A 26,936-nucleotide genomic window follows, 5' to 3' on the forward strand; every position below is an offset into this window, starting at 1 on the left:
ATCTTGGCGAGGTGTTGAAGGCCAACAACTTCGGGCTCGAGTTCCAGCAGGCCGTGACCGGCGCGAATAAGCATTCGGTGTCGTTCATGACCGTTGCTAAGGGTACTGATGGTGAAGCGCCTGCCCAGATCATTGGGCATTCCGCAGAGTCTGCTGCTGGCATCTGGGACAGGCGTAAGCGTCGAATGTCGGCGCTCCTGACCATCACTGACGTCGATCAGCTCAGCAACCCTACCGAGTTCGTCCTGTGGCTCGAAGACTCAGTGATCACGTGCAAGCTTGATGATGGCAAGTGGAAGTCGAACAAGGAAAAACATTCGATTGGGCGCGTCCTTGCCGTTGCCATCCGTAACGATCCGCAAGGCAATGCACCGTTCGGTCGATCCCGCCTGACGAATTCCGTGATGGCCCTGAACGACATGGCAGTTCGTGCGTTCGTTCGTATGGAAGGCAACGCCGAGTTCTACTCGACCCCGCAGCTCGCGATCTTGGGCATTGCGGAGGATGCCTTCAGCGGTTCGGTGGAAGAGGCCAAATTCAAGCTCGCTATGGCCCGTCTGCTTGCCCTGACGAAGGACGAGGACGGGGATATCCCGCAGCTCAAACAGCTGCAGCAGGCGACGATGACACCTCACAGCGACATGCTCCGGACAGTTGCGATGGCGTTCAGCGGCGAGACTGGCTTGTCACCATCTTCTCTCGGCGTGCTTCATGATCAGCCGTCCAGCGCCGAGGCGATCCGTGCGGCAGAGCATGAGCTACTGATCGACATCATGTGGCAGAACCAGTACGTGCTTGCCCCTGCTGTCGAAGAGATCGCCGGGTTGGCTTACATGGTCAAGGAGGACGAGACGAGCCTCCCGGACGAGTTCTGGAAGCTCTCGGCACGGTTCCGTAATCCGGAGTTCCGCTCGATGTCGGCTGAGGCTGATGCCCTCACGAAGCTCGCCCCTGTGCTTCCTCAGATCATCCAGTACCCGACTCTTGCTGGCCGGGTCTTCACCGATGACGAGGTGGACAGCCTGCGCCAGGAGGCCCAGAAGGGAATGGTCTCAGACTTCATCAACCGCGTGGCCGGTCAAAGCGCGGTTACTCCTGAGGTTGCCGCTGAGGTCGCCAAGGGGGCCGACAACCAGCAAGGCAGAGCATCTATTTCAGGGGGGGGCAAGTAGTGCACTAGAGGACGCCCAGGTGCTGAAGGCAAAGGCTGACGCACTCGGTGTTCTGCGTCGCGCCGGTGTTGAGGCATCGTCTGCTGCCTCCCTTGCGGGGCTACCCGATGTGCAGTTCATGCCAGGTTCCCCGATCACGATTCGTGAGCCGGGTACCTGACATCTTCGAGGAGGGCTCTTGTGATTCCTCTCGCCATGGTCAATGGCTACTCGTTGCTCCTTAGTGAGCTTTCGACCCGGGCTCTTGTTGACCTGCAGCGCACTATCGGCCCGGTCCTTGACGCGTCGCCTGGAGGTGAAGCAGCGGACCATGCGGGACCTGTTGCCGGTGCTGGGGACCAGTACGCGGGGATGACGTCGCTGATCTCGGCGCAATTCCTTCACGGAGCTGCAACAGGTCCTTGAGGTCCGTAACCCTGTTGGACGCGCAGAGCCTCGCCGGCGCGGGTAGTGACCGGTGGAGTTCGTTGGCTGGTTTGGGCTTCCCGCCCTGCTGTGTTCGAGCAGGGCGGTAACGCGTTGATGTTCTCGCTCCTGTCCGGTGGGGCTGACACGGATTCTTACGTCGATGGCGGCTGACACGATGATCGGCAACGCCGAGGCGCAGGGCGGCATGGGTTACCAGCGGCGTCCCCAAGCCGGGTTGCTGCGCGTTCTGCGGGATGCTCGCCTCCCGCGGTGCCGCCTACACCTCCCGGGACTCTGCCGGGACTGTGGTGGGCCCGTGGCGTGCCGTTGGAGAAGACCAAGGGCCGCCGTGGCGGGCAGGGCAGGGGCATCAACCCCCGGGGCTCCCGTCGCCTGGGCGAGTCCTTCCACGACCACTGCCGCTGCCGCCGTCGTCGCGGTCACACCTCAGAACGCGGTTGCAGATGCAGGCCGACGCGGACCGCTACCTGGATACCTACCGCAAGGGCTACGAGCAGGCCCAGACGGCAAGATCTGGGTCCCTGCCCAACGTACACAGGACGGCTCCCGTTCCGGCACCGGCCACTGGGAAACCCCCATTGGTGAGAAGTCCTCTCCCAAGGACCGGACCAGCCAGGTCCTTCAGTACATGCGCGCCGAACTCGGCGTGAAGTGACTTCCACGGTTCTCCCGTGAAGCGGTCGCGCCCGTCTGCGCGGTTTTCACCCTCTATGCCCGTACGGGGCCTAAACGGAAAGTGAGGTGCCGCCTTGGGCGACACGAACAACACCGCACCAGCGGGAGAATCCACCGAGCCCCTGCCCCAGCCCGAGCCGAAGGGCATTCGTCCCGCCTGCCACGCAGGAGGACCTTGACCGGATCGTGGGCCAGCGTCTGGCTCGTGAACGCGACAAGTACGCGGACTACGAGGAACTGAAGGCCAAGGCTGAACAGTTCACGAAGCTCGAGGAAGCGAACAAGACCGAACTGCAGAAGGCTACCGAGCGGGCTGAACAGCTCGCCAAGGAGAACGCCACTCTTCAGGCGACCGCACTGCGCGCCTCTGTGGCAGCCGCTAAGGGCGTCCCGGAGAACCTTCTGAGCGGTGGAACCAGGGAAGAGATTGAAGCCGCCGCTGACGCGCTTCTGGCCTTCCGTGGGACCAAGCAGACCGCACCTGTCGTCCCCGCCCAGGGGAAGACCCCATCCAAGATCACCGACGACCCGACCCGGGAGACGGCTCGGAAGCTCTTCGGCAACAACTAACCCCACCTGGAGGTAAATCATGGCCGTTTTCACGACCACCGACGCCAAGGTGATGCTCCCCAAGAACATCGCTGACGGCATTGTCACGGAAGCCCGTACGGGCTCGACCGTTGGCCAGCTCTCCGCCCGCGAACCTCAGCGGTTCGGCGAGACGGAGTACATCATCTTCAACGACTTCCCGAAGGCGGAGTTCGTGGAGGAGGGAGCCCAGAAGGGTTCCACCACGGGCGGCTTCACCTCCGTGAAATCCACCCCGAAGAAGGCGCAGGTCACTCTCCGTTTCAATCAGGAAGTCCAGTGGGCAGACGAGGATTACCAGCTTGGCATCCTGTCCGAGCTGGCCACTGCGGGCAGTAAGGCACTGTCCCGAGGTCTTGATCTGGGCCTGTACCACCGCATCAACCCGCTCACGGGCACCGTGATCTCGAGCTGGTCGAACTACCTGAACGCCACCACGAAGCGCGTGGAGATCACCGCGTCCTCGGAGGCAGATCAGGACATTCGTGCCGCTGTCGGTCTGCTGGTGAACTCCCCGACTAACTGGGGTGTCAACGGCATCGCCCTCGACCCGAAGATGGCCTGGGCCCTGGCGAACTTGCAGAGCAAGAACGCCGACGGCTCCCCCTCAGGTGTGCAGCGTTACCCGAACCTCGGCTTCGGCACCAACGTCACCGACTTCCTCGGCGTCCCGGCAGCGACGGGCAACACCGTCTCCGGCACCCCGGAAGCGGCCGACACGAAGCTGCGCGCCATCGTTGGCGACTTCCAGAACGGCATCCGCTGGGGCGTTCAGCGTGAACTCCCGGTCGAGCTGATCCGTTACGGCGACCCGGACGGCCAGGGCGACCTCATGCGAAACAACCAGATCGCTCTCCGCCTCGAGATCGTCTACGGCTGGTACGTCTTCACGGACCGCTTCGCCGTCGTGGAAGACAAGGTGACCCCGTGAGCCGCCGGATGATCGACACCTACACCGGATCCACCGTCGTCGTTGACGACGAGCTGGCCGAGTCCCTGGGTTCCCAGTACGTCCCGGAGGACGAGTACGAGGCCCCGGCGGGGCGCAAGCCGGCAGCCCGGAAGGCTGCGACCGGGCGAGCCGCCAAGGCCAAGGAACCCGAAGGCCATGGCGAGGGCGAGAAGTCCGAGGACGAGTAAGGAGGTCGGGCCATGGCTGATGTGACACCGTTTCCGTTCGCCACTGTGGAGGAACTGAAGCAGCGGTGGCCCGACTTCCCTACCGGGGGTGAAGCAGCGGCGACGGTTGCCCTTGAGGATGCGTCCCAATTCATCTTGGACGTCTGCTCAGGGCCGCCAACGCCAGCGCTTCGACCCGTCGCCGGGTCGTCTGCTCCGTCGTTCGCCGCGCAATGGGCACCCCCGACGGCGGCGAGGGCATGGAGTCTATGACTCAGGGGCAGGGCCATTCCAGCAGACCTGGAAGATCTCGAACCCTGACGGTAACTACTACCTGAACAAGCAGGAGAAGATCGCGCTCGGCTGCGGGAAGTCCAAGGCTTCGGGGTGCAGATCGCATTCCGCCCGGAAGGACGCCATCTGCCCTGGTGCAGTCTGAACTTCGGGGCAATGTACTGCTCCTGCGGGACAGACATCGCCGGGGAACCGATCTACGAAGGCGGGACACCATGAAATTCCCCTCCCCTACACGGTCGGTCACCAGGAGCGCATTGCGGGGGGCGAGGATCCTATGGGTGATCCGCTCCCGGAGCACTGGGAGGACCGCCCTGATCAGAAGGTCATGGGCTGGGCAACACCCGGTTCAGACGTGGAGATCCGCCCCACAGGCTCCGGAGTCGACCGGGATCTGGACCTCTATAGCCCCACCGGGTTCACGAAGCCCCAGGACAAGGTCATCATCGACGGCGTTGAGTTCTTCGCTGTCGGGTGGCCCGAGGACTACAACCACGGGCCTTGGCGATGGGCACCGGGTTACCGGATCAACCTCAAGCGGGTGGAGGGCTGATGGCAATCAGGGTGAAGCTCAACCAGCGAGGGTTCCGCGAACTTCGCAACGCACCACCTGTAGTCGCTTTCCTCGAGTCCCAGGCGGAACGCGTCGCGAATGCAGCCGGCCCAGGGTTCGAGACCGACACCCATACAGGTGGTGCCCGTGCTCGTGTTGCCATCTACCCCGACACCGAAAGGCGTACCGGGCTGAGGCGAAGTACGGTGCGCTGTCGAAGGCGGTGGGTAGTGGCTAACCAAGTGTCCTGTTCGGCAATGCCATGGCAGCGGCCCGGCTATGGCTGATCGCGAGGATCCCTGGCCTGACCGTCGTCGGTACTGAACCGAATCCTCGTCCGGACCAGTTCGTTCTCATCAGTGATGCTGGTGGCCGGCAGTTCTCGCCGATCCATGAGAAGGCGTCCTCATGGTCGATACGTGGGGCCGACGAAGAACGTTGCTAAGGCCAAGGCGCAGCTCGTCCGGGCGCACCTGTCGGCCCTGAGCAATGACACCATCACTGTCCCGGCCAGTGCGATTCCCAAGCAATGGATGTCGTCATCTACTGGGCCCACCCCATGGTGGGCTCGTGGATATTCCTGACCCGGACGCCAAGATCCCGCGCTACCGGCAGAACTTCGAACTCGCTGTTCGTGGGACGCCGATCTAACCCCATCCAACCCTTGCAAGCCCTGCCACCTGGCGGGGCTTTTTTCATGCCCCAGGAGGACAACATGGCACTCACTGCCGGCAATGTGCGCGTCGCGGTCACCGGAACGATCTCGTCCGGCCCGCTCGGAACCGCACTCCCACTGACACCACGACCGCCCTGAACGCCGCCCTCAAGGATCTCGGCTATGCCTCCGAGGACGGCATCACCCAGGCGATCAGCACCGACCAGACCGACATCAAGGCCTGGCAGAACGGTGACGTGGTCCGGAAGATCCAGACCAGCCACGACCTGACCTACCAGTTCACCATGATCGAGACGTCCGCAGAGGTCCTGAAGGTCTACTACGCGGACCCCACGGCCACCGCTTCGGCGATCAAGATCAAGGGCACTCAGACCGATCACCTGGTCTGGGTCATCGAGGTCCGTGATGGTGCCAAGACCATCCGCATCTGCCTCCCGGACGCACAGGTCACCGAACGCGCGACGTCTCCCTCAAGGGTGACGAGGCCATCGGCTACGACGTCACCCTGACCGCCTACCCGGACTCCACCGGCACCAAGGCCTACATCTACATGGCCTGATCCCAACCCCTGTGGGGCGCGTGTTGCGGGACCGCGCCCCACAGGTCACCACCAGTCCCGCAACCCCTACCAAGTTCTCTGCCCGCAGGAGGCACCCATGTCTGAAATCAAGATCACCGACGACACCACCACCATCCCGGAAGGTGTCAAGAAGCCCCAGGATCGCAAGCCCAGGGTCAACAAGGACGGCACAAAGACCGTCACTGTGCATGGTCAGGAGTACACCATCGCGGCCGACGCACTCGATGACTTCGAACTTCTCGACGACCTGGACTCCCTCGATGAGGGTGAGGTGCAGCGGCTCCCCCGGATCCTGCGCCGGCTGCTTGGCAAGGAGTCATTCAAAACGGCGCTCGAATCGGTTAGGGACCCCGAGACGGGGCGGGTCTCCGTGGAAGCTGGCAGTGAACTGGTCCAGGACCTCATCAAGGAACTGGCCCAAACTCCTAACGCTCGCCGCTCTCCTTCGGGAGTTCGGCGGGCAGTTGCGGGCCGACTTCTTGCGATACTACGGGCTCCGTCTCACCCGCACCGGCAGGGTTCCCGGCTTCCACCTCTGGGAGGTTGCCGATTTCGCTGAACATCTCCCTGACGATTCGGCGACCAAGCGGGCGCTCGGACAAGGCTGGACGCTTCTCGAACAACTTACTGCCTTGATAGCAGACCGCTTGGCAGTCCTGGCATGGCAGAAGACCGCTGACGGCAGAAGGGCAAACGCCCACCCAAGCCCATTCCGCGCCCAGGGTTCGAGGACAAGACCACCACGACGTTCAAGGGCAAACCCATGAGCTCGAACAGGCCGAAAGTGGAAACAGGCTCGGCGTGCACCGCAACCCCCACCGGGGAAGGTTGCTCACACCACCAAGGCCGGCGTGGTCAAGTTCGTCACCGAACGACAAGTCGCCTATTACAACAGAAACCGCTAGCCCCTGCACCGTCCTGGTGCGGGGCTAGCCGCATTCCAGGAGGCCCCATGTCTGAACTGGCGACCGCGTATGTCAACATCGTCGCCTCCTCCAAGGGCCTTGGCAAGAGCATCGTCAACGACCTAACTGGGGCAGCAGACGCGGGCAGCGCGGCCGCTGGCAAGCGCGGCGGAAGCTCGTTCGGCGCTGCATTCGCCGGTATCGCCGGCAAGGTCCTCGCCGTCGCTGGACCTGCAATGGTTGCAGGCTGGCAGTCAAAGGCGGATCTCTCGAGCACTGAACATCGAGGACGCACAGGCCAAACTCACCGGGCTGGGCCACTCCACCCAGTCGGTAACGAAGATCATGAACAATGCCATGGCCGCAGTGAAGGGCACGGCGTTCGGCATGGGTGACGCGGCCACCGTGGCTGCTGGCGTGGTCGCTGCTGGGGTGAAACCCGGCCAAGACTTGAACGGACCCTGAAGCTCGTGGGCGACTCGGCCACCATTGCGGGTGTCGGCATGGGTGAGATGGGAGCGATCTTCAACAAGGTCGCCGCGTCGAACAAGATCAGGGCGATGTCATCGCCCAGCTGAACGACGCTGGCATTCCGATTGTCCAGCTCTTGGGCAAGGAACTGGGTAAGACCTCCGACGAGGTCTACGACCTCGCGTCCAAAGGCAAGATCGACTTCGCGACCTTCCAGAACGCCATGGAAAAGGGCCTCGGCGGTGCAGCGCTGAAGTCCGGCGAAACGTTCCGGGGCTCGATGGCTAACCTCAAGGCAGCCCTCGGACGCGTCGGCGAAACCGTCATGCTCCCTTTCCTCGCCGCAATGAAGGACGGGCAAACGGCCTCATCCCGGTTATCGACGGGCTCAACAAGAAGCTAAAGCCGATCTTTCAGGACATCGGCAAGGGCTACCAGGAGATGAAAAAGTCCTTCGACGATGGTGAAGCCCCGAAGTTCGCCAACCCAATTCTCACCACCTTCGCGGCAGTAGGCGCAGCAGCGGGGAAAGCCTCCCGAGAAGTCAAGGGCGGGATCAAGGCCATGAAGGCCGCTTACGAAGACGGCGGCTCCGATGTCACCAGTTCCGGTTTCGCAGGAGTCCTTGAACGTATTGGGATTAGTCTCCGTGCCGGGAAAGATGGCGTAGACGCATTCTTCAAGGCATTTCAAACTGGCACACAGGACTTCAGCAAATCCGGATTTGCCGGATTCATGAGTGATTTCGGATCAAAGATCAAAGGGATCTTTGACGCGATTGGGATTCATTCGGGCCGCTGATGCCGATCTTCGGGTCCATCATTGGACAAATAGCTGGGATTGTCACAGCCGCCTCACCAATTGCAACAATCTTTAGCGGCCTGGCGGACGTGATGCCCGATCTCATCGGTACCGTAGCGGGTGTCATCGGCGCATTTGCAGGACCATAGCCGGCGTCCTTCCCACCATTAGTGACACCGTTGGCACGATCTCCGGAGTCATCTCAGGAGCCTTCAAAGAGATCGCTCCTGTTCTGGCCAGCGCGGCCGGCGCAATCGGTGGAGCATTGCAAGACCTAGCCCCTGTTTTCGCGAAGGTCGTGGGAGCAATCGCGCCGCTGATCACGGCAATTGTTAGTTCACTTGTGCCGATCATCGTGAACCTGGTAACCACGATTCTTCCACCGGTGGTCACAATTTTCACTGGAATCATCTCGGCGATTGGTCCGCTCGTTGACATCATTTTGGCGATTCTGGTACCCGCGATTCAGGCACTTCTACCTGTGGTCACCACAGTATTCAACGCTGTTGCAGACATCATCAAGTCGGTGATGCAGATCGTGCAGGGCGTGATTCAAGTCGTGACCGGCGTCATCTCCGGCAACTGGTCCCAGGTGTGGGAAGGCATACAGAACATCTTCGGTGGGATCTGGAACGCGATCAAGGCCATTGTTTCAGGCGCTATCGCGGTAGTGTCCTCCACAATCAGCGGAGCGCTCTCGTTGATTGGTTCGTTGTGGTCTTCGGCGTGGAACGGCATCAAGTCGTTCTTCACCGGTCTCTGGTCGAACATCACGGGTGCGATCTCGTCCGGGATCAACAATGTGGTCTCGTTCTTCCGGGACCTCCCGGGCAAGATCCTCGGCGCGCTCTCCGGTCTGACGGGCTCCCTCGTCCAGATCGGTCGAGACATGATCCAGGGTCTTCTCAACGGGGCAGGAAGCCTCCTGTCTAGCATTGGCAGCTTCTTCCTCAACCAGCTCCCCGGCTGGATCGTCGGACCGTTCAAAGCAGCTCTCGGGATCCACAGCCCGTCGCGAGTGTTCCGGCAGTTCGGTGAGTTCATCGTTCAGGGCCTCGCCGGTGGGGTGAAGAAGGCTGGGCCGCAGGCCACGGCAGCCATTACCGCTGTGGCTCGGAAGGTCACCTCTGAGGCCACGAAGCACTTCACGAAGGCTGACCAGCTCCGCAAGGCCGCGTCATCTTTGATGAGCCGTGCCGCTCAGGTGTCGGGGGTGAAGGCCCCGGCCCTGGGGAAGGACGCGAAGCCAACGCGAAAAAGATGACCGCCTACTACGCGGCCATCGCCAAGCGGAACAAGCAGGTCGCGAGCCTGATCGCTCAGGGCCGGCAGAAGCTTGCCGAGGCCAACCGGGAAACGTCTCTGGGCGGACGTTGGATGCGACGTCGCGGATGATCAGCGCCAGCAACGCGCAGATCTCCAAACTCACCACCCAGCGTGCCAGCATCGCGTCCCGTCTGAAGACAGCGCAGAAGAGCCTTTCGGATGCGGTCAAGACTCGGGACAAGGCGGCCAGTGACGCGGCTGAGAAGTTCCGGGACGAGTTCAACCTGGGCGATCTTGCCGGGCGTAGCGCTCAGGGCATTGTGGCGGCTGCGAAGAAGACCGTGGGCAACGTCCAAGGGTTCAAGGGGCAGCTCGACAAGCTGCGCTCCATGGGTCTTGATGCTGGCCTGCTGGCGCAGATCGGTGAGCTTGGCACCGGTAAGGGTGGCTCCATCGCTAAGTCCCTCATCGCCGGGGGCAAGGGCCTTGTCGGGCAGCTCAACGGGCAGTGGAAGCAGCTTGGTTCGGTGTCCCAGTCTGCGGGCATGTCCCTGGCAAACGGGATGTACGGGGCGGGGATCGCCGCGCAGCAGGGTCTTGTGAACGGGCTGTCCGGGAACCTCAAGGCCGTGGACGCGGCGATCAAGAAGGTCACCGACCGGATGACCTCGCAGGTGAAGAAGAACCTCGGGATCCACTCACCCTCTCGGGTGTTCCGGTATGAGGTCGGGCGGCAGGTCCCTGCTGGCCTGGCGCTTGGTGTCCGGGACGGTACGGGGCTGGTTTCCCGTGCCGTGGACTCCCTGGTGCAGATCCCCAACGCCGTCGCTTCCCAGCCCTACCGGCCAGCCTCCTACGTGCCCGCCCCCGGCAGTCACGGACGGTGGGCAGACGGCAAGCCGCCAATCCAGATTCATGTCCACGAAGCAGTAAACCCGAGCGCTACCGCTATGGCGGTGGCGCGTCGATTGGAGGGCCAGTGACCGACATCGTAACGGCCACCATCGGCGGGCGAACGTTCGCCGGGTCAGGGCTCTACCTTGACCCGGCGGACACCGTCGGCGGCGTCCTCACAGCACCCATCGAAGGATGGGGCAACCCGGGAACGCGCGGGGACGTGAACCCGTGGCCCGACCGGGACGGGGCCTGGTCTGACCCTGCCTACTACGACGGTGCGAACTACGTCCTCCGGGGTGTCCTCGTGGTCCCGTCGTTCGCCCGTGGGGCGCTCGTTCGGGACCAGTTCGTCGCCGCCCTGCCCATGAAGGTTTTCAAGCCTCTGATCGTCGCTGAAGCGGAACTGACCCGGTACGCGATGGTCCGGGTCGTGGGAACGCCGGAGGTGGTGTGGGACGGGGTTGAGACGATCAGCGTGAACGTGCAGTTCGTCGCCACGGACCACCGGCGATTCGCCGGTACCGGCCCGAACGACATCAGCGGCTCCGGGGTCGCCAAGCTCCCCATCACCGATGGGGGCCTGGTCATCCCGCCCACCACTGTCGCGGACACCAACTGGTCCAACAACCCGTCCTTCGAGGTAGACACCTCTGGCTGGGTCGGTGTCGGCGGAGCCCTGACGCGAGAGACCGCGTCCCCTCCGGCGTGGATCGTCGGCACGGCCTGGGGCAGGCTCACCACCGGTTCCGGGGCAACCCGGCCCGGCGTCCTGGCCGCCTCATCCACGGACCAGCGAGTGAACCTCTCCCCCGGAGACTGGGCAGCGGTGTCGATGCTGATGGCCAACGACTCCGGCTACACCAGCCAGATCGGGATCCGCTTCTACGACTCCACCAACACCCGAATCAGCGAGTCCATGAGCGCCCCCACCAACAACACCGGGGGCAGGGTCACCCACTCGGCACAGGCCCCGGCAGGCACAATCTACGCCCAGCCAGTGCCCTACCTGTACAACGGCGGAACCGTCATCCCCTCCGGCGTGAAGCTGGACTTCGACGCCGTCAAGATCAGCGCCGCTGCTACCCAGTCCGCTGCGGTCGCCTTTGCCGGGGACTACTTCGATGGCGGCTCCGCACCCTCCGGCGGGTACACGTTCCGGTACACGTCCACAGCGGGAAAGAGCACCTCGGAGAAGGTTCAGCTCGCCGGTTTGACCGTGCCGTTCGCGATCACCGCGACCGTGACGAACAACGCCGTCACGGTCGGATCCTCCGGCACCGGGACTCCCCGGGTCGTGGTGACCATCGCCGCCGTGAACACGCATCTGACCAACCCTCAGATCACCGATGACCTCGGCAACCGCATGACGTTCAACCTCGTCCTGACCGTGGGGCAGTTCCTCGTGATCGACCTGGACAAGAAAACGATCCTGCTGAACGGCACCGCCTCACGGCGCACCGCCCTACGAGGATCGTGGATCAACCCCCGCCCGGGCATGACCCTCACCTTCAACGCTGAGGGGTTCCTCTCCACCAACCAGGCCACCGCCACCGTGGCCTGGACTGACACCTGGAATTAGGAGGGCCTACTGTGCCTCTTGACGCAATCGACCCCAGCTTCATCAACGCGCCCTCCCCCGCTGGCCCTCCCCTCTACACGGGAGAGTCCCTGCGCCGTGACATCGGCGGGCTCCTGGCCCCCGGTGCCGCGGTGGGGACCAGCCGCAGCGGTGTCCTTGACGCCCGCGCCCTGGCGATCACCCTCTCGGGCAACAATGTCCTGGCAACGGCAGGGCCGGCAGCGGTCGCGTCCAGTACGGGAGCGTACCTCACCGGACTGGCCACTTCAGCCACCGTTGACCCCCTGGTCGCAGCGGATGCGAACAACCCCCGCCGTGACCGGGTGATCCTTCAGGTCTGGGACCCCAGCAACCCGCAGAATGACGGCACCAGCGGCGGGACGAACCGTAAGGGTGTCGTCCGGATACTCACCGGGGACCCGGACCCGCTCGCCACCACGGGCGGCGGGGTGAAGCCCGAACCAGGTCTGGCCCTGACTCTGGCGTTCATCGACGTCCCCAAGGCCGGAAGCGGCTCCCCCGTGGTAACCGATCAGCGGCCAATCACCGCAGCAGCGGGAGCACCGATCCCGGTCAACAGCCTGGCCGAGGCCCGCGCCCTGCCCAAGGTGCGCGGCCTGCAGAGGCTCCGCATGGACCTTCCCGGGTTCCCCACGCAGGTCTACAACGGCACCGTCTGGACCCATGTCGGACCGTGGAAGCGCACCACCTTCACCGTCAATTCCACGAACATCCCCACCTCGGCCAGTGATGGCACCGGCTCCCGTGCCGTGGCGACCATGTCGATGAACGCGGAAGCCTACGACCGGCGCATGAAGGTCTTCGTCCAGACCAGCGTGAACTCGGGTGCCATCGCCTCCGGGATCAGCCGGTGGGATGTGTGCGCATCCCTCATGCAGTCCCAGGCATCCAACGCCCAGACCCGCTCCCCGCTGTGCTGGACAGCCCCCGGCAACTACCTGATGAGCAGCTACATCGAAACCGAAGAGATCATCGTCCCGGCAAACTCCCTGCCCATCCCGCGCTTCTGGGTGGACAAGGTCACCGGCAACGTCTTCACGGGCGTGTCCGTGGATCCGAAGATCACGAAGTTCTGGGTTGAGGAATGCCCCGCTGACGAAGCCTAGGAGGTGCCGTGAGGTTCATCATCTGTGACCTGATCACCGGCACCGTCCTAGACGAAGCGCCCCTGGTCATCGCGGAGGACCTGACCCGCCAGCTCAAGGGCGTGGGCGAGGGCAAGTTCTTCGCCCCGTTCTTCGACGGGGAAGGCCGCCTCTACAAGAACCGGTACTGGGAGAAGCTGATCGTTCCGTGGAAGTCCCTCATCCTCGTCACCGACGAGGATGGCCGGATCATCTGGCACGGGATCCCCAACAGCACCGCCACACCAGGTATCAACGGTCAGGAAATCCCCTGCAGGACCGTGGAGGAATACCTTCTGCGCCGGTACATGCCCACCGCCGAGTTCCTTGACGTCGACCAGGCCAACATCTTCGCCGCCATGATCAACGCCGCGAACGTCAACGGCATCGGCCTCGAGGTGGACGCCCCACTGACGGGGGTGATCTTGGAACGCCTCTATCAGGACGCGGAGAACACCAGGATCGGGGACCGTCTCACGGAACTGTCCAACGCTTCCCCCGGCTTCGACTGGATGATTGATATCCAATGGGCCGACGCCGCCCAGTCGCGGGTGCGGAAGATCGCACGGATGCGCCCCACCATGGGCAACCGCACCACCACCCCGGAGCACGCGTTCATCTCCGGGGTGAACATCACCGACGCCACCCCAGAGACCCGGTGGGGCCAGGGAGACGCCGCGACCCTCGTCACCGCAGTCGGCGACGGTGAAGGCGAATCCCGGCTGATCTCCGCACCCGGGATCGACACCATCCGGGAAGCCGCTGGATGGCCACGCCTGGAAGAACGCCGCAACTTCTCCGGCGTGGACAGCGAAGAAACCATCGCCGCCCACATGGCCCGCATGAAGCAAGCGTTCTTCGGCGGCCAGACCCTCGTGACTCTTGAAGCGAAGATCCCCGGCGACGGGGACTACTACACCGGGCCGGCGGACCTGACCCTGGGCGATACCGCACAGGTCAACGTCCGCGTCGGGCAAGACCCCGTCGACCTGGACGAGTTCGCCATCGAGCTTGATGCTGTCTGGCCTGTCATCGGGTACTCCCTGAGCCAGGACATGAAGACCTGGAAGCCGACCCTTGCCGACCTGACAGGAGGTGACATTGGTGCCAGTGGATAACAGCTTCATCCCCCGCCCCTTCGGTGTCACCGATGCGCGGAACCGGGTCGATGAGCTGGCACGGAAGCAGCAGGCCCTTGACGGGGCCAACCGGAACAGCTCATCCACCATCCCGCCAGGTGGCACACTCCGCGTCGAAGGCGGCGTCCTCGTCCCCGGCGGGCAGATCAGCGTGACCGGGGGCGGCAACATCTCCACCACCGCCGACGGCATCGACCGCTATACCAACCAGCCAATCAAGGTCAGCACCAGTCTGGGCAACCGGGAAGTGATCGAACCCTGGACGGGCCTGCCGGTGCTGCGGCCCGGGATCTGGCTAGCGAATACTTCCTACCAGACCGACCCCGCCAACATGGCATCTTTGACGTCACGCTACGGCGACAACATCGAAATCCAGTCCCTGAACTACACCGACAGCGAAGGTAGGCGTTGGCGTTCAGCGGCGAACATCGACCCGGCAGGAGCGAGCCTGTACTGGAGCCGTCAAGACGGCGACCCGGCAAGCCCCTCCACCGGGGGAACGTCCCAATCCGGAGGCCTGTCGGTCAGCCTGGATTCTGCACTGTCCGTGGCAACCTACGTGCGCAACGCAGCACCGGACGACCCAGCGGTCATCCACACCAACACAGCGCTCAGCATGCGCCCCTGGGGCGGGCAGATGGGCCCACCGGACGGTCTCCAGATCCGGTACGAGCAGAGCGACTACAACGGCACCTACATCAACAAGGGCCTGTTCAAGTTCGACAAAGACGGCCTGATGACCCTCCACAGTGAGAAGGGTGCCAACAAGGTAGACGTCATCCACACTGGTGACGGCGTGCTGACCCTGAAGGGCAGCAACAGCGTCAACGTGGTGGGGACCTTCACTGTCAACGGCTCACCCGTGGGCGGGGCCGTGACGAGTGTGGCCGGTAGGACCGGTGACGTCGTGCTCGCCGGCACGGACATCCCGGCAGCGACCACGAGCGCGCCGGGTGCGATGTCAGCGGCGGACAAGGCGAAACTCAACGGCCTCGGCACCGAGTCGATCGTTAGCGCGCTCAGCCCTGCGGGATGGAACGTTGGCGGGTCCATTTTCGTCGAGCCACTCGCTGGCGAAACGAAGATCACGATCGCGCTGGTGCCGAAGTACACGGGCGCGAACGTAACCATCACCACCACCGCGTACACGTCGATGGGAACCGTGCTGCCATCGGCGGCGATGAGCTCTACCGCGGACTCCCCCTACGTTCTCACTCAGGTCGTCGGGGCCGGCTTGAACAACCAGGCCATCGCGTTCGTGAACCTAGCTACCGGGGCCGCTTCTATCCGCGCAGTCGGGGCGAACTTCACCCTCGCATCCGGCGCACTGTTCACCATCTCGTACACCTACAAACGCTAAGGATCCACATCATGGCCCAAGCAATGGTCTCCATCACTCTCGAAGGCAAGCGCATCGACCTCAACGGCGACATCCCTGACGACATCGCCACCAGCATCGTCAAGCAGATCACCGCACTGCTCGTCGGCATCCAGGAGGTCCCGTGACCCTCCCCCACCGACAACCCATCAGGAGAGGGAGGTAGGAGCGTGTGGAGTCCTGGGGACCGACACTCACCGCAGTGGGTGCACTGCTGGCCGTCCTCGGTGGCGGCATCCGTTACCTCATCGGCCGGTCAGACAAGAAGCGCGAGAAGCGGGAGGCGTCTGTGGAAGAGCTACTGAGAGAGCGCATCGAAGCCCTCGAGGCCGAGTTGAAGGAAGCGAAACTCGTCAAGCGCGCAGCCGGTAAGTGGCGTGAACAGCTCATCGCCGCCGGTATCGAACCGGACCCGAAAGACTGGCCGGAAGGAGTGTCATGAGCCAGCTCGAAGACAACGAGAGGCGGCTGGCCGTCGCGCAGGAGGCCGTGGACAAGTCACGCCGGGCGGACAAGCGCACGAAGTCCCTGCTCCTGCTCTCGTCCTGTCTGCTCGCGTTCTTGGTGGTGGTGTGCGGGATCCTGGCATGGCAGAACGGCAACTACGCCGCCCAGGCCGCCGACGCCGCACAAGCTCAGGCAGCCGAGAAGAAATCGTTGGCGGAGCAGGTCGCCGCCGCGTGCGCGAAGGACGACTTCAAGTCCAGTCCACAGGGGAAGCAGGTCTGCCAGCGAGCCGACCAGGTCGCCAAGGACACCGCGGCCGTCCCGGGAAGCAAGGGGGACCAAGGCATCCCGGGAGTTGACGGGCGAGATGGTGCCCCGGGCCGTGACGGCCGGGATGGGAGCCCGGGAGCGTCCGGCGCGCCGGGTGCTGCTGGAGCGCCGGGGAGTGCCGGAGAACCTGGAATCCCCGGGGCCCCAGGCGTGGCGGGAAGCGCTGGCCAGCCAGGAATCCCGGGAGAGAAGGGCGACCCAGGAGTGCCGGGCCCGAAGGGCGACCCCGGAGCGCCGGGCATGCCGGGCCGGGACGGCAAGGATGGTTCCCCGCCGAGCAGCTGGAACTTCACTCAGGACGGGGTCACCTACACGTGCACCCCGCAGCCGCCCGGATCCACCACCTACACCTGCACAGCATCAACCCCGACCCCGAGCCCGTCCCCGTGACGGGCTCGCCCTACATCTGAGGAGGCTCAGTGCCGAACATGGCCATCGCCTATCATCGGCCGAACAGATCCCTCGTCACGCTCCGTGATGAGGTCTACAAGCGGTACGACTACACCCCGGCCCGTGCAAGCGAGTTCGTCACTGGCTACATGTCGCCCACCAACTTCACGGGCCACAACGCCGACTCCAATGGAATCGTGCATGCCATTGACATCTTCACCGATGACAATGGGAACCTCCCCGAAGCGGAGGGACGTGAGCTCGCAGAGCAGCTACGCGCCATCGGCCGCGCCACCGGCCGGTTCTCCTACCTCATCCACGACATGAACCCGACACCCGGGCAGACCACACCTCTGATCGCCGGAGCATTCTCGAACTGGGAATGGCAACCGTACACGGGTGAGTCCCCCCACTCCGACCACATCCACGTCTCCACCGTGGACCTCTACTGGGGCGACCCAGTCAACTTCCCCGCGGACGTCTACGACAGCACCGAATCGTGGGGAATCGCAGGCATCACCAACGCTGGCGGCGCTGTCCGCCCCATCGAAACGAAGGACTGGTTCGACATGGCAACTGCAAAAGACCTCGACGCCGCCGTAGATAAGGGCCTGGCGAAGTACCTCGGCCCCATCAGCACCGCGAGCGGCGACGTGAGCGTCCGCCAGATGATCGCTGATGGCACGCGCGCCGCTCAGACCGCCCGCGACAACACCGGCCCGATCACTCGCGGCGGCCGCCCCGTGTCCCTGCGCCAGGAGATCGCAGACACGAAGACCGGCAACATCGCACTCCAAGGACAGATCGCCGGGCTGCTCGCAGCGTTCAAGGCCGCAACTACCGGCCAGAACATCGATCTCAGTGCCGTTCAGGCCGCCGCCAAAGCCGGAGCCGAGGAAGCCCTCAAATCCGGCGTCGACGTCAACGTCACAGTAGGAGGAACCGATGCCTGATCACCGCGCAGCAACTCAGACCCGCTACCCGTGGCGGGCGGTAGCCCGAACCGCCCTCGCCGTCGGGCTCCCACTCATCGCAGGTGCACCGCTCATCTATCAGGCAGCCACCCTCCACGACCCGGCAGCAGCAACAGGCCTCGCCGCGGCCGTCCTCGGAGTCGCCGGAGCCATCACCCGCGTCATGGCACTCCCACTGGTCAACGACTTCCTCACCAAGATCGGCCTCGGAGCCGAACCAAAAAACCCAGCATGACAAAGCGCCCCCACCACCTCAACACGAGGTAGTGGGGGCGCTATCGGCGTTTAAGGCTAGTGGTCAGAGCCCGGCTACAGCGTCCTTGTACGCCTTCGCCTGGGACGGCGGCAACTGACCAGACACACGCACCAGAGATGTGCCTGTCATGTAGTGGTACTCCGAAAGAGCGCCAACACCCTTAGTGACATCAGCGATGTACTTCGCCCGAGCATCCCTGTCTGCTGCCGTCTCAAACGTCTCGACAACAGCGCCACCATCAACGCCGGTCTCGCCAGCCTTCCCACGGCTGTCCGCGATCCAAGCAGCAGACGAATACTGGCCTGGACGTCCAATCATGTTGTTCACGTCATTCGCCTCAGTCACCGTCGTAACTTTCGTGACCTGAGGAACCTTCGCCTTCAGCGCATTGGCGATCTCAGTCGCCGTCTTCAAGACTGGCGTCGGAGTCGCCGACGGGCTCGGAACGGACGTGGTCGAGGCAGGCGTTTGGCCTGCCGCAACCGGCGCGCTCGTGGACGTGTTGCCGGTTGCCCCCGAAGAGCAGGATGCAACGAGAACGGCTACGGCCAGAGCGCATGCAGGCGCAAGAAACTTCTTCATGGAACCCCAATTCGAATGTGAGTGATGAGGAAATCATAGCGAGCGAATCCACAGGGCCTTGCCTGGTGCCCTGGGTCGTGCCAGTCTCAACCCATGTGCGGACGCTACGTGATGTCATACGACGGCGGGGAAATCTCGACGATCCTCCGGTCTGAGCTGGACGCCCAGTGGTCCGGCCTCTACAGCATGAGCCCCGGCGTGCGCGGCCCCTTCGTCGCCGAACGCGCCGACAACAACGGGACACACGCCCGGGCGCTCGTTACCGGAACCTGGGGTATCCAGGGTGCCGCGTGGGGGAAGCCGGAAATCAAGTCCATCAATGCCCGCTCCGACAACCTGTTCCGGGTCGCGAAGTGGCGGGAACTCTACCGGGCAGGCAAGACCGCACTCGTCCCCATGAACGGGTACGTAGAGTTTGTGGAGACCTCGCCCAAGTACAAGGTGCCTGTGTTCATTCACGACAACACCACACCCCTCCTGACCGCAGCAGGCCTCTATGACGAGGAACAGGGCGCGTACACGATCATCACCATGGAAGCCGACCTCGGAGCCGGGGAAGTCCACACCCGGCAACCGATCTTCGTCCCCGAGGACATGCAGGACCGGTGGCTACAAGTCGGGGCCGGCGACACCCCAGGCAAGGGCGCGACGGACAAGCACAAGGAAACCCTCGCCGAACTCCGCGACTTCTCGAGTGAGGTAACCGAACGGCTCGAGTACTACGCCATCAGCAGGGATTACAACAACACCCGGAAGCTCGCCGCCGATGACCGCCGCGCAGACCCCTCACTGATCGAACCAGACCCCGAGATGCAACACATCATCGACACCGCCGACTTCGAACCAGCACTCAGCCCCAAAGAGCGGAAGGCTCAGCGGTAAACCATCGGGCTCGGGTCCTGCCGAAGGTGCAGGACGATGAACCCCTCAGGCAGCTGCGCCAACGCGGCCGCCTTCGCATCCTCGTAGCCCTCGCCCTCACCCACAAGGGTCCTGGCCTGGGCCGAGTCGAGCTTGTCATTAGCCCCACCAGCAGGGGCCACGGTCGCAATCACCTTCACCCCCACATCATTTCACTGTCAGACCCTCGTGAGAGTCTTGCCGTCGTGTCAAAGCCCCGCCGTGATCGCCTCTACCCCAAGCCGAGGCACACACGACACGCCTGGTACCTCGAAGACACCGAACCCGGCCGGCAACCACGCCAAGTCCTCATCATCGCCTGGCGACGCCACTCCTACCGTTGGGCTGCACGCATCGTCTACTGCGTCGAAATCGAAGGCGGGGAACCCGCCGTCGTCGACTGCTGGGTACCCGCCGAAACCCTCCGCCCCGTACCGGCCGACCCCAACCGGGCATATCGGCTGAAGTAACCTGCACAGTCAATGCGTTGCCACCAATGGCTACACCATTGGCTACAGTTCCACCACCTTACGCACATCGTGGATGCGATGGCGCATAACAAAGGCCCCCGGAATCGCGCGGATTCCGGGGGCCTTCACGTGGAGCCCCCTGCCGGATTCGAACCGGCGACCCCCTGTTTACAAGACAGGTGCTCTGGCCAACTGAGCTAAGGAGGCAGGCGCCGCGTGAAGCCACGGCGGCGCGGCTTAAAGCGTAGCCGAGAGCGGGAGGACTCCCCAAACGGGCGGCCCGCAAGCCGCACCGCACCCGCCCGGGACAGCACGACGGCCCGCCACCTCTCAGGGTGACGGGCCGTCGTCGAGCGCTGGATCCGTCTCAGGGACCGGAGCGCCGCGCTTACTTCTCGGCGGATCTACTTCTTGGCGGTCTTGGCGGCGATCGCCTTGGTGATCATGTCCGGGAACTGGACGTTGGAGTTCTCGCCGACGCCGTACTGCTTGCCGTCCACGAAGATGGTCGGGGTGCCGTTCACGCCCACCGCGGTGGCCTCCATGGTGGCGACCTTCACGAACGGGCGGTACGTGCGTTCGTCCACGCAGTTGGCGATGTCCTTGGCGCCGACATCCTGTGCGATCTTCTTCAGCTGGTCGTTGCTCAGACCGGCGCTGCCCTCGGCGGGCTGCTGGTCGAACAGGGCCTTGAAGTACGCCTGGTACTTGTCCGGGGACACGTTCAGGACGCAGGCCGCTGCGGCGGCGGCGCGGGAGGAGTAGTTGGTGGTCGAGCGGGAGTCGAGCAGGCCGATCGGACGGTACTCCACCGTGATCTTGCCGCTCTTCACGTTCTCGTCCAGCAGCGAGCCGTAGGTGGTCTCGAAGTTCTTGCAGACCGGGCAGATGAAGTCGATGTACGCGACCACCTTGACCGGCTTGCCGGACTCCGCCTCGACGCCCGGGGCCTTCGCCTCGGCGCCCTGGCTCGGCGCGGCCGTCGGCTGCGGGGGCAGCGTCGCCGTGTTGATCTGGGCGGCCGGCTGGGCGCTCACGCCGTCCTTCGTCAGGATCACGCCGCCATGGATGTTGGCGTTGGCGGGCGTGCTGCCGGAATCCGGGATGGGCGCGTTGTTCGCGTTGTTGGCCATGATGGCCCAGATGACGATGGCGACCACCAGCACGGCGGCGACCACCACACCCCAGATGAGCAGGAGCTTGTTCCGCTTCTCCTTCTTCACCTGCTGTTCACGGATGATGCGGGCCTGCTCACGGGCCTGCGCGGTACGTTCGGCCTTGCTGGGGCGCGGTTCATTAGAAGGGCTCATGCTTCCTCAGGGGGATAGAGGGCCTCGGGGCCCTGGGCTACCTCATTCAGCACGATTTTAGGCCAGATGTCTGGGAAACCGCTGGTCGAGCCGATGACAGCACGCGGCGCGGGCTGCAACTCGTCGTGTCACCGACCCCGACGGTCACACATCCACCCCCGGCCCGACGTGCGACTAGGCTGGAAGCAGGAATCGAGAAGCCAACCTCTGAGGGGGCGCCGTGCACGCCGAGGACAACAGCAGTACCGCGGGGGAATCCTCGCGTCAGTTCGATTTTGTGGTGGTGGCCAACCGCCTGCCCGTGGACCGTGTGGTCGACGACGACGGCGGCGCGCACTGGCGCCGCTCCCCCGGCGGCCTGGTGACCGCCCTCGCCCCGGTCATGCAGGGCGCCGACGGCGCCTGGGTCGGGTGGCATGGCGCACCGGACGAGACGGTGGAACCCTTCACCCACGGGGACACGGACATCGTCCCGGTCGCCCTGAGCACGGAGGACGTGGAGCTCTACTACGAGGGCTTCTCCAACGCGACCCTCTGGCCGCTCTACCACGACGTCACGGCCCGCCCCGAGTTCCACCGCACCTGGTGGGACTCCTACCGCCGGGTGAACCGCCGATTCGCCGAGGCCACCGCCAAGGTGGCGGCCCCGGGCGCCACGGTCTGGGTGCAGGACTACCAGCTCCAGCTCGTCCCGCGGCTGCTCCGTCAGATCCGTCCGGACGTGACGATCGGCTTCTTCAACCACATCCCGTTCCCGCCGCCGGAGATCTTCGCCCAGCTGCCCTGGCGCCGTGAGGTCCTCGAAGGCCTCCTGGGCGCCGATCTGCTCGGCTTCCAGCGCACGAGCGACGCCCGGAACTTCGTCCGGGCCGCGCTCCGCCTGACCGGAGCCTCCTCGGCCCGCGTGACGGTGGAGGGCAAGCCCCAGACCGGCAAATCCCAGTCCCTGATGGTCGACCCGGGCCTGCCCACCGCGCACCTCTGCGTGGCCGAGGCGTTCCCCATCTCGATCGACGTCGGCCAGATCGAGGCGCTCGCCAAGGATCCCGCCGTCGTGGACCGGGCCCGCCAGATCCGGCACGAACTCGGCAACCCGCGCACCATCCTGCTCGGCGTGGACCGCCTGGACTACACCAAGGGCATCCGCCACCGGCTCAAGGCGTTCGAGGAGCTCCTCGCGGACGGCGACCTGACCGTGGAAGAGGCGTGCCTCATCCAGGTGGCGAGCCCCAGCCGCGAGCGCGTGGACCAGTACCGCCGGCTCCGTGAGGAGATCGAAGGCACCGTCGGCCACATCAACGGCGCCTTCGACACCCTGGGCCGCACCGCGGTCCGCTATCTCCACCACAGCTACCCCGTCGAGGAGATGGTGGCGCTGTACCTCGCGGCGGACGTCATGCTCGTCACGGCACTGCGGGACGGCATGAACCTCGTGGCCAAGGAGTACGTGACGGCCCGCGTCGACAACACCGGCGCCCTCGTCCTGTCCGAGTTCACCGGCGCCGCGGACCAGCTCAAGCAGGCCTTCCTGGTCAACCCCCACGACATCGACGGGCTCAAGTCGGCCATCCTCGCGGCCACCACGGTGTCCCGGCCGGACGCGGCCCGCCGGATGCGTTCCATGCGTCGGCAGGTCTTCACCCATGACGTCCAGGGCTGGTCCACGGCGTTCCTGGACCGGCTGTCGGACCTCACGCGGGCGGAGGGCCACCGTCATGAGTGAGCCCATCTGGCCCGAACAGACGCGCGGCAGCCTGAACGCGGAGCTGCGCCGCGCCGTCGAGCATCTGGCCGACGCCCCGCAGCTGCTCGTGGCGCTGGACTTCGACGGCACGCTCTCCCCCTTGGTCGCCCACGCCGACGAGGCGCGCCCGCTCCCCCGCGCGGCCGCCGCCTTCCGCCGCCTTTCGTCGCTGGAGGGCACGACGACGGCGCTCGTGTCGGGCCGCTCGCTGGCCAGTCTGCGGGCCGTGGCTCAGCCCGCCCCGGAGACCCTGCTGGTCGGCAGCCACGGCGCGGAGGTCTGGCTGGGCGCCGGCAGCACCGGCCTGGTCCTGGACCCGGCCCAGCAGGCGCTGCTGGAGAAGGTCCATCAGGTGCTCGAGGAGGTCGCCCAGGTGGCGCCCGGATGCTGGGTGGAGGAGAAGCCGGCCGGCGCCGTGCTCCACACGCGCCAGGCCACCGTGGAGGACGCGGTGGACGCCGAAGCCGCGGCCCGGCATCTGCTCGAACGTGAGCCCGGGGTCCATCTCATGAACGGCAAGCGCGTCCTGGAGGCCTCCGTGGTCCGCTCTTCGAAGGGTGAGGCCCTGGATTTCCTCCGCACGGTGCTCGGCCCCGTCGCCGTGCTCTACGCCGGGGACGACACCACGGACGAGACCGCCTTCGCCCGCCTCGACACCAATCCCGGCCTGCCCCATCCTGATCTCGGCGTGAAGGTCGGCGAGGACTTCACCGCCGCGCAGTTCCGCGTGCCCTCCCCCGAGGGGGTGGCGGACCTGCTGGAGATCCTGTTCAGCCACCGTTCACGTCATCAGGGAGACAAAGGTCACAACGATCTGCCATACTGAGGATGTGATGTGACGCACATTACCGTGCGGCATCGCCTTGAGTGCGGGATCCACGTGGCAGGGCTCGGCCCGGCCGGAGGACCCCGCACTTTCACGACAACTGAATACACACCATTCACTACGGATCGTTCGGCACGTACCTGCCGATGAAGGGACACGATAACTGTGGCTACAGTTACCTATGACAACGCCACCCGGCTGTACCCGGGGACCAACAAGCCCGCCGTTGACAAGCTCAACATCCAGATCGAGGATGGCGAATTCCTCGTTCTGGTCGGCCCGTCCGGCTGTGGCAAGTCCACCTCGCTGCGGATGCTCGCAGGCCTTGAGGATGTGAACTCCGGCCGGATCCTGATCGGTGACCGTGACGTCACCGACGTCCCGCCGAAGGACCGTGACATCGCGATGGTGTTCCAGAACTACGCGCTGTACCCGCACATGACCGTGGCGGACAACATGGGCTTCGCCCTGAAGATCGCCGGTGTGCCGAAGGAAGAGCGCATGACCCGCGTTCGCGAGGCCGCCAAGCTCCTCGACCTCGAGCAGTACCTGGACCGCAAGCCGAAGGCCCTCTCCGGTGGTCAGCGTCAGCGTGTCGCCATGGGCCGAGCCATCGTGCGTAACCCGCAGGTGTTCCTCATGGATGAGCCGCTCTCCAACCTGGACGCCAAGCTTCGCGTTCAGACCCGTACCCAGATCGCGTCCCTGACCCGTCGCCTCGGCGTCACCACGGTCTACGTGACCCACGACCAGACCGAAGCCATGACCATGGGTGACCGTGTGGCAGTGCTCAAGGACGGCCTGCTGCAGCAGATCGACACCCCGCGCAACCTGTACGACCGCCCGAACAACGTCTTCGTCGCCGGCTTCATCGGCTCCCCGGCCATGAACCTGCTGGAACTGCCCGTCGTCGGTGACGGTGTCCAGTTCGGCGGCACCGTGTACCCCGTCCCGCACAGCGTCCTCGAGGACGCCACGGGCAAGACGGTCACCCTGGGTGTCCGTCCGGAGGACCTGGAGACCGCTCCCGAGGGCGAAGGCCTGCAGGTCGAGGCCGACGTCGTCGAGGAGCTCGGCGCCGACGCTTACGTGTACGGCCACACCACGCTGGACGGCAAGCGCCACGACATCACGGCACGCGTCGACGGCCGCCGTCCCCCGCTGAAGGGCGACACCATCTGGGTCCGCCCGCAGCAGGGCCACGTGCACCTGTTCGACACCAAGACCGGCGAGCGCCTGGGCGACTAGTCCTCGGTTCGCTGACTCGACGGTTCTCTGAACCCTCAGCCTCGACGGCCCGTTCCTCACGGAACGGGCCGTCTTTGGTACACCCTCTTCGGCGCGCCTTCGTGGCGCCCTCCAGCAAGTCCTCCACTCCAGCGACCCTGTCAGGAGCACTCGTGTCACCTCAGCACCTCATCACCCCCGCGCCTCGTTCGACCGTCACCGCCGACGGAACCCTCCTCCTCACCTCCGGCACCCAGGTGGTCGCAGGCCCCGGCGCCGAAGCCGTAGCCGGGGCCTTCGCCGGCTGGCTCCGTGCCGGCACCGGCTGGGCCGTCCCCGTCCTCACCTCCGCGACCGGCGGGCCGGTCATCAGCTTCGGGATCGACTCCGCCCACCCGGACGGGAGCGAGGCCTACACCCTGACCGTCGACGACGCCGGCGTGCGGCTCAGTGCCGCCCACGCCGCGGGGCTGTTCCACGCGTCGTCGTCGCTGCGGCAGCTGCTGCCCGCCGCCCTGGAGTCCGGCTACACCGCGACGCCGGCGGAGGACATCCCGGTCGGCCACGTCGAGGTCCGGGACGCACCCCGTTTCGCGTACCGCGGCATCATGCTCGACGTGGCCCGCAGCTACTATCCGATCGACGAGATCCGCCGGCTCATCGACGTCATGACCCGGTTCAAGTTCAACGTGCTCCACCTGCACTTGGCCGATGACCAGTCCTGGCGCATCGAGCTGGACACCCCGGAGGACAACCCCACCGGCATCGACTTCACCGAGCTCGCGCGCATCGGCAAGGACGGGGCCGTGAACCGTGAGGGCTGGGGCCTCGGCCCGGGCCGCACCGGGTACTACACCAAGGACGACTACCGCCTGATCGTGGCCTACGCCGCAGAGCGTTTCGTCACGGTGGTCCCGGAATTCGACGTGCCGGGTCACGTGAACTCCGCGCTGGCCGCGGTCCCGGAGCTGAACCCGGACGGGATCGCCACGAGCCCCACCGCCACGGGCGAGGTGGGCTTCTCCACCCTGTACAACGACAATCCGCTCACCCGCCCCTTCGTGGCCGAGGTGTTCCGGCAGCTGGCGGAACTGACGCCCGGCCCGTACCTCCACCTGGGCGGCGACGAGGCCCTGGTCACCTCCAAGGAGGACTTCGTGGCCATGGTCACCGACTTCGCGGCGTCCGTGGCGGCCACCGGCAAGACGGTGATGGGCTGGAACGAGTACGCCCAGGCCGAGCTGCCCTCCGGGGCCGTCATCCAGTACTGGGACGGCGACCTGGAACCGACGCTGCGGCAGGTCCGGGAGAACGCGGCCCGCGTGGTCATGTCTCCCGGCAAGGGCAGCTACCTGGACCAGAAGTACGTGGAATCGGACCCGATCGGCCTCAAGTGGGCGGCCATGGGTGACTGGGACCTCTACTACGGCTGGGATCCGGTCCGTGACGGGCTCGAGGAGCACCAGGTGCTGGGTGTCGAGGCGCCGCTGTGGAGCGAGACCATCCGGAGCCTGGACGAGGCCCACTGGCTGATCTACCCGCGGGCCATCGCCCTCGCGGAGACGGCCTGGAGCGACGCCGCGGCGAAGGATGCGACGGAATTCGCCGCACGTCTGGGTCGGCTGGGCGAGCGTCTCGTGGCACTCGGCGTGACCTTCCGGCCCAGCCCGGACATCGAGTGGAACGCCACTCCGCGCGATCCGTTCGAAGGGGTCGACCTGTCGGCGGTGACCGCGCTGCCGGAGAACGCCGGCGTCGCGGGCGCAGCGGGTGGCACGGAGTAAACCTCCCCGGCCCCTCACGGGGCCCGGTG

30 protein-coding genes, 1 tRNA gene and 1 pseudogene are annotated in these 26,936 nt (G+C 65.0%); 29 read left to right on the forward strand and 3 right to left on the reverse strand.

The features are described 5' to 3' along the window. The 24 genes and pseudogenes from BLV63_RS15640 to BLV63_RS15735 all read left to right on the forward strand — a co-directional run. A partial coding sequence (locus BLV63_RS15640; RefSeq protein ID WP_074784622.1) for a phage portal protein occupies positions 1-1,172 on the forward strand: 1,172 nt, incomplete at its 5' end. 641 nt (positions 1,173-1,813) lie between these two features. Continuing rightward, positions 1,814-2,251 (forward strand): annotated as a pseudogene (locus BLV63_RS19220) (VG15 protein); the annotation flags it as partial. Between the two features lie 211 nt (positions 2,252-2,462). Next, positions 2,463-2,846, forward strand: a complete 384-nt coding sequence (locus BLV63_RS15645) for a hypothetical protein (RefSeq protein ID WP_083369909.1) — start codon at positions 2,463-2,465, stop codon at positions 2,844-2,846. A gap of 19 nt (positions 2,847-2,865) precedes the next feature. Next, on the forward strand, positions 2,866-3,795 hold the full coding sequence (locus BLV63_RS15650) for a phage major capsid family protein (RefSeq protein ID WP_066217437.1): 930 nt from the start codon (positions 2,866-2,868) through the stop codon (positions 3,793-3,795). Continuing rightward, the gene (locus tag BLV63_RS15655; protein WP_139244716.1) at positions 3,792-4,004 is read left to right on the forward strand and encodes a DUF7302 family protein; all 213 of its coding nucleotides are present in this window, start codon (positions 3,792-3,794) and stop codon (positions 4,002-4,004) included. Before BLV63_RS15650 ends, BLV63_RS15655 begins: the two co-directional genes overlap by 4 nt. 550 nt (positions 4,005-4,554) lie before the next feature. Further along, entirely contained in the window at positions 4,555-4,830 is a 276-nt protein-coding gene (locus tag BLV63_RS15660; protein ID WP_066217443.1) for a hypothetical protein, read from the forward strand. Positions 4,831-5,640: 810 nt separating this feature from the next. After that, positions 5,641-6,015, forward strand: a complete 375-nt coding sequence (locus tag BLV63_RS18145) for a phage tail tube protein (RefSeq protein ID WP_496559494.1) — start codon at positions 5,641-5,643, stop codon at positions 6,013-6,015. A 147-nt stretch (positions 6,016-6,162) separates the two neighbouring features. After that, positions 6,163-6,645 (forward strand): hypothetical protein, encoded by a 483-nt coding sequence (locus BLV63_RS18980; RefSeq protein WP_074784626.1) that lies wholly within the window; start codon positions 6,163-6,165, stop codon positions 6,643-6,645. Then, complete coding sequence (locus BLV63_RS19140) at positions 6,566-6,853, forward strand: DUF5361 domain-containing protein (protein ID WP_367888720.1); 288 nt, start codon at positions 6,566-6,568, stop codon at positions 6,851-6,853. The genes BLV63_RS18980 and BLV63_RS19140 overlap by 80 nt, the downstream gene beginning before the upstream one ends. A 185-nt stretch (positions 6,854-7,038) precedes the next feature. After that, positions 7,039-7,386 carry a hypothetical protein gene (locus BLV63_RS18420; protein ID WP_139244770.1) on the forward strand — a complete coding sequence of 116 codons (348 nt, stop codon included), beginning with the start codon at positions 7,039-7,041 and terminating at the stop codon, positions 7,384-7,386. A 170-nt stretch (positions 7,387-7,556) separates the two neighbouring features. Next, positions 7,557-7,865 (forward strand): tape measure protein, encoded by a 309-nt coding sequence (locus BLV63_RS18815; protein ID WP_217640482.1) that lies wholly within the window; start codon positions 7,557-7,559, stop codon positions 7,863-7,865. A 38-nt stretch (positions 7,866-7,903) separates the two neighbouring features. Then, complete coding sequence (locus BLV63_RS15685; protein ID WP_074784632.1) at positions 7,904-8,263, forward strand: hypothetical protein; 360 nt, start codon at positions 7,904-7,906, stop codon at positions 8,261-8,263. Between the two features lie 481 nt (positions 8,264-8,744). Further along, positions 8,745-9,527, forward strand: coding sequence for a phage tail protein (locus tag BLV63_RS15690; RefSeq protein ID WP_139244771.1), 783 nt, complete (start codon positions 8,745-8,747; stop codon positions 9,525-9,527). Further along, complete coding sequence (locus BLV63_RS19070) at positions 9,524-9,658, forward strand: hypothetical protein (RefSeq protein ID WP_302846649.1); 135 nt, start codon at positions 9,524-9,526, stop codon at positions 9,656-9,658. The genes BLV63_RS15690 and BLV63_RS19070 overlap by 4 nt, the downstream gene beginning before the upstream one ends. Beyond that, on the forward strand, positions 9,655-10,512 hold the full coding sequence (locus tag BLV63_RS15695; protein WP_074784636.1) for a hypothetical protein: 858 nt from the start codon (positions 9,655-9,657) through the stop codon (positions 10,510-10,512). Before BLV63_RS19070 ends, BLV63_RS15695 begins: the two co-directional genes overlap by 4 nt. Continuing rightward, a complete protein-coding gene (locus BLV63_RS15700; RefSeq protein WP_074784385.1) occupies positions 10,509-12,005 on the forward strand; it encodes a phage distal tail protein in 1,497 nt (498 codons plus the stop codon). Before BLV63_RS15695 ends, BLV63_RS15700 begins: the two co-directional genes overlap by 4 nt. 11 nt (positions 12,006-12,016) lie before the next feature. Further along, positions 12,017-13,132 (forward strand): hypothetical protein, encoded by a 1,116-nt coding sequence (locus BLV63_RS15705; protein WP_066217497.1) that lies wholly within the window; start codon positions 12,017-12,019, stop codon positions 13,130-13,132. 8 nt (positions 13,133-13,140) lie between these two features. Beyond that, positions 13,141-14,268, forward strand: coding sequence for a hypothetical protein (locus BLV63_RS15710; protein ID WP_074783821.1), 1,128 nt, complete (start codon positions 13,141-13,143; stop codon positions 14,266-14,268). After that, positions 14,261-15,649, forward strand: a complete 1,389-nt coding sequence (locus tag BLV63_RS15715) for a hypothetical protein (RefSeq protein WP_066217493.1) — start codon at positions 14,261-14,263, stop codon at positions 15,647-15,649. The genes BLV63_RS15710 and BLV63_RS15715 overlap by 8 nt, the downstream gene beginning before the upstream one ends. An 11-nt stretch (positions 15,650-15,660) precedes the next feature. Beyond that, entirely contained in the window at positions 15,661-15,795 is a 135-nt protein-coding gene (locus BLV63_RS19075; RefSeq protein ID WP_255218052.1) for a hypothetical protein, read from the forward strand. A gap of 74 nt (positions 15,796-15,869) precedes the next feature. Next, positions 15,870-16,109, forward strand: a complete 240-nt coding sequence (locus BLV63_RS15720) for a hypothetical protein (RefSeq protein WP_139244577.1) — start codon at positions 15,870-15,872, stop codon at positions 16,107-16,109. Then, a complete protein-coding gene (locus BLV63_RS15725) occupies positions 16,106-16,834 on the forward strand; it encodes a collagen-like domain-containing protein (protein WP_066217489.1) in 729 nt (242 codons plus the stop codon). The genes BLV63_RS15720 and BLV63_RS15725 overlap by 4 nt, the downstream gene beginning before the upstream one ends. Positions 16,835-16,872: 38 nt before the next feature. Then, positions 16,873-17,787, forward strand: a complete 915-nt coding sequence (locus BLV63_RS15730; RefSeq protein ID WP_139244578.1) for a hypothetical protein — start codon at positions 16,873-16,875, stop codon at positions 17,785-17,787. Then, positions 17,780-18,043: a hypothetical protein gene (locus BLV63_RS15735; protein WP_066217568.1), complete on the forward strand. Its 264-nt coding sequence runs from the start codon at positions 17,780-17,782 to the stop codon at positions 18,041-18,043. Before BLV63_RS15730 ends, BLV63_RS15735 begins: the two co-directional genes overlap by 8 nt. A 63-nt stretch (positions 18,044-18,106) precedes the next feature. Here BLV63_RS15735 and BLV63_RS18430 read toward each other — a convergent pair whose 3' ends face one another. Then, positions 18,107-18,391, reverse strand: coding sequence for a hypothetical protein (locus BLV63_RS18430; RefSeq protein WP_169795544.1), 285 nt, complete (start codon positions 18,389-18,391; stop codon positions 18,107-18,109). A 348-nt stretch (positions 18,392-18,739) separates the two neighbouring features. On the opposite strand from BLV63_RS18430, the gene BLV63_RS15740 reads away from it, so the two are divergent. After that, the gene (locus BLV63_RS15740; RefSeq protein ID WP_074783825.1) at positions 18,740-19,528 is read left to right on the forward strand and encodes an SOS response-associated peptidase family protein; all 789 of its coding nucleotides are present in this window, start codon (positions 18,740-18,742) and stop codon (positions 19,526-19,528) included. Between the two features lie 618 nt (positions 19,529-20,146). Here BLV63_RS15740 and BLV63_RS15750 read toward each other — a convergent pair. Further along, a tRNA-Thr gene (locus BLV63_RS15750) sits at positions 20,147-20,223 on the reverse strand. A 197-nt stretch (positions 20,224-20,420) separates the two neighbouring features. Beyond that, the gene (locus BLV63_RS15755; protein WP_066217478.1) at positions 20,421-21,326 is read right to left on the reverse strand and encodes a DsbA family protein; all 906 of its coding nucleotides are present in this window, start codon (positions 21,324-21,326) and stop codon (positions 20,421-20,423) included. 220 nt (positions 21,327-21,546) lie between these two features. On the opposite strand from BLV63_RS15755, the gene BLV63_RS15760 reads away from it, so the two are divergent. The 4 genes from BLV63_RS15760 to BLV63_RS15775 all read left to right on the forward strand — a co-directional run bounded on the left by BLV63_RS15760 (position 21,547) and on the right by BLV63_RS15775 (position 26,907). Further along, entirely contained in the window at positions 21,547-23,049 is a 1,503-nt protein-coding gene (locus tag BLV63_RS15760; protein ID WP_066217479.1) for an alpha,alpha-trehalose-phosphate synthase (UDP-forming), read from the forward strand. Further along, a complete protein-coding gene (otsB, locus tag BLV63_RS15765) occupies positions 23,042-23,896 on the forward strand; it encodes a trehalose-phosphatase (RefSeq protein ID WP_066217480.1) in 855 nt (284 codons plus the stop codon). The genes BLV63_RS15760 and otsB overlap by 8 nt, the downstream gene beginning before the upstream one ends. Before the next feature lie 165 nt (positions 23,897-24,061). Further along, positions 24,062-25,144 (forward strand): ABC transporter ATP-binding protein, encoded by a 1,083-nt coding sequence (locus BLV63_RS15770; RefSeq protein ID WP_066217483.1) that lies wholly within the window; start codon positions 24,062-24,064, stop codon positions 25,142-25,144. A gap of 152 nt (positions 25,145-25,296) precedes the next feature. After that, entirely contained in the window at positions 25,297-26,907 is a 1,611-nt protein-coding gene (locus BLV63_RS15775) for a beta-N-acetylhexosaminidase (protein ID WP_066217485.1), read from the forward strand. Positions 26,908-26,936: the final 29 nt, after the last annotated feature.

The sequence above is a fragment of the Arthrobacter woluwensis genome (genome assembly GCF_900105345.1).
GTDB classification, from domain to species: domain Bacteria; phylum Actinomycetota; class Actinomycetes; order Actinomycetales; family Micrococcaceae; genus Arthrobacter_E; species Arthrobacter_E woluwensis.

What these genes read in the sequence shown, in the direction of transcription:
- BLV63_RS15650 (WP_066217437.1), top strand. Translation starts at nt 2,866, where the DNA reads ATGGCCGTTTTCACGACCACCGACGCCAAGGTGATGCTCCCCAAGAAC.
- BLV63_RS19070 (WP_302846649.1), top strand. Translation starts at nt 9,524, where the DNA reads ATGACCGCCTACTACGCGGCCATCGCCAAGCGGAACAAGCAGGTCGCG.
- BLV63_RS18420 (WP_139244770.1), top strand. Translation starts at nt 7,039, where the DNA reads ATGTCTGAACTGGCGACCGCGTATGTCAACATCGTCGCCTCCTCCAAG.
- BLV63_RS15685 (WP_074784632.1), top strand. Translation starts at nt 7,904, where the DNA reads ATGAAAAAGTCCTTCGACGATGGTGAAGCCCCGAAGTTCGCCAACCCA.
- BLV63_RS15695 (WP_074784636.1), top strand. Translation starts at nt 9,655, where the DNA reads ATGATCAGCGCCAGCAACGCGCAGATCTCCAAACTCACCACCCAGCGT.
- BLV63_RS15740 (WP_074783825.1), top strand. Translation starts at nt 18,740, where the DNA reads ATGTGCGGACGCTACGTGATGTCATACGACGGCGGGGAAATCTCGACG.
- BLV63_RS15755 (WP_066217478.1), bottom strand. Translation starts at nt 21,326, where the DNA reads ATGAGCCCTTCTAATGAACCGCGCCCCAGCAAGGCCGAACGTACCGCG.
- BLV63_RS15735 (WP_066217568.1), top strand. Translation starts at nt 17,780, where the DNA reads ATGCCTGATCACCGCGCAGCAACTCAGACCCGCTACCCGTGGCGGGCG.
- BLV63_RS15730 (WP_139244578.1), top strand. Translation starts at nt 16,873, where the DNA reads ATGGCCATCGCCTATCATCGGCCGAACAGATCCCTCGTCACGCTCCGT.
- BLV63_RS18980 (WP_074784626.1), top strand. Translation starts at nt 6,163, where the DNA reads ATGTCTGAAATCAAGATCACCGACGACACCACCACCATCCCGGAAGGT.
- BLV63_RS15660 (WP_066217443.1), top strand. Translation starts at nt 4,555, where the DNA reads ATGGGTGATCCGCTCCCGGAGCACTGGGAGGACCGCCCTGATCAGAAG.
- BLV63_RS15725 (WP_066217489.1), top strand. Translation starts at nt 16,106, where the DNA reads ATGAGCCAGCTCGAAGACAACGAGAGGCGGCTGGCCGTCGCGCAGGAG.
- otsB (WP_066217480.1), top strand. Translation starts at nt 23,042, where the DNA reads ATGAGTGAGCCCATCTGGCCCGAACAGACGCGCGGCAGCCTGAACGCG.
- BLV63_RS19075 (WP_255218052.1), top strand. Translation starts at nt 15,661, where the DNA reads ATGGCCCAAGCAATGGTCTCCATCACTCTCGAAGGCAAGCGCATCGAC.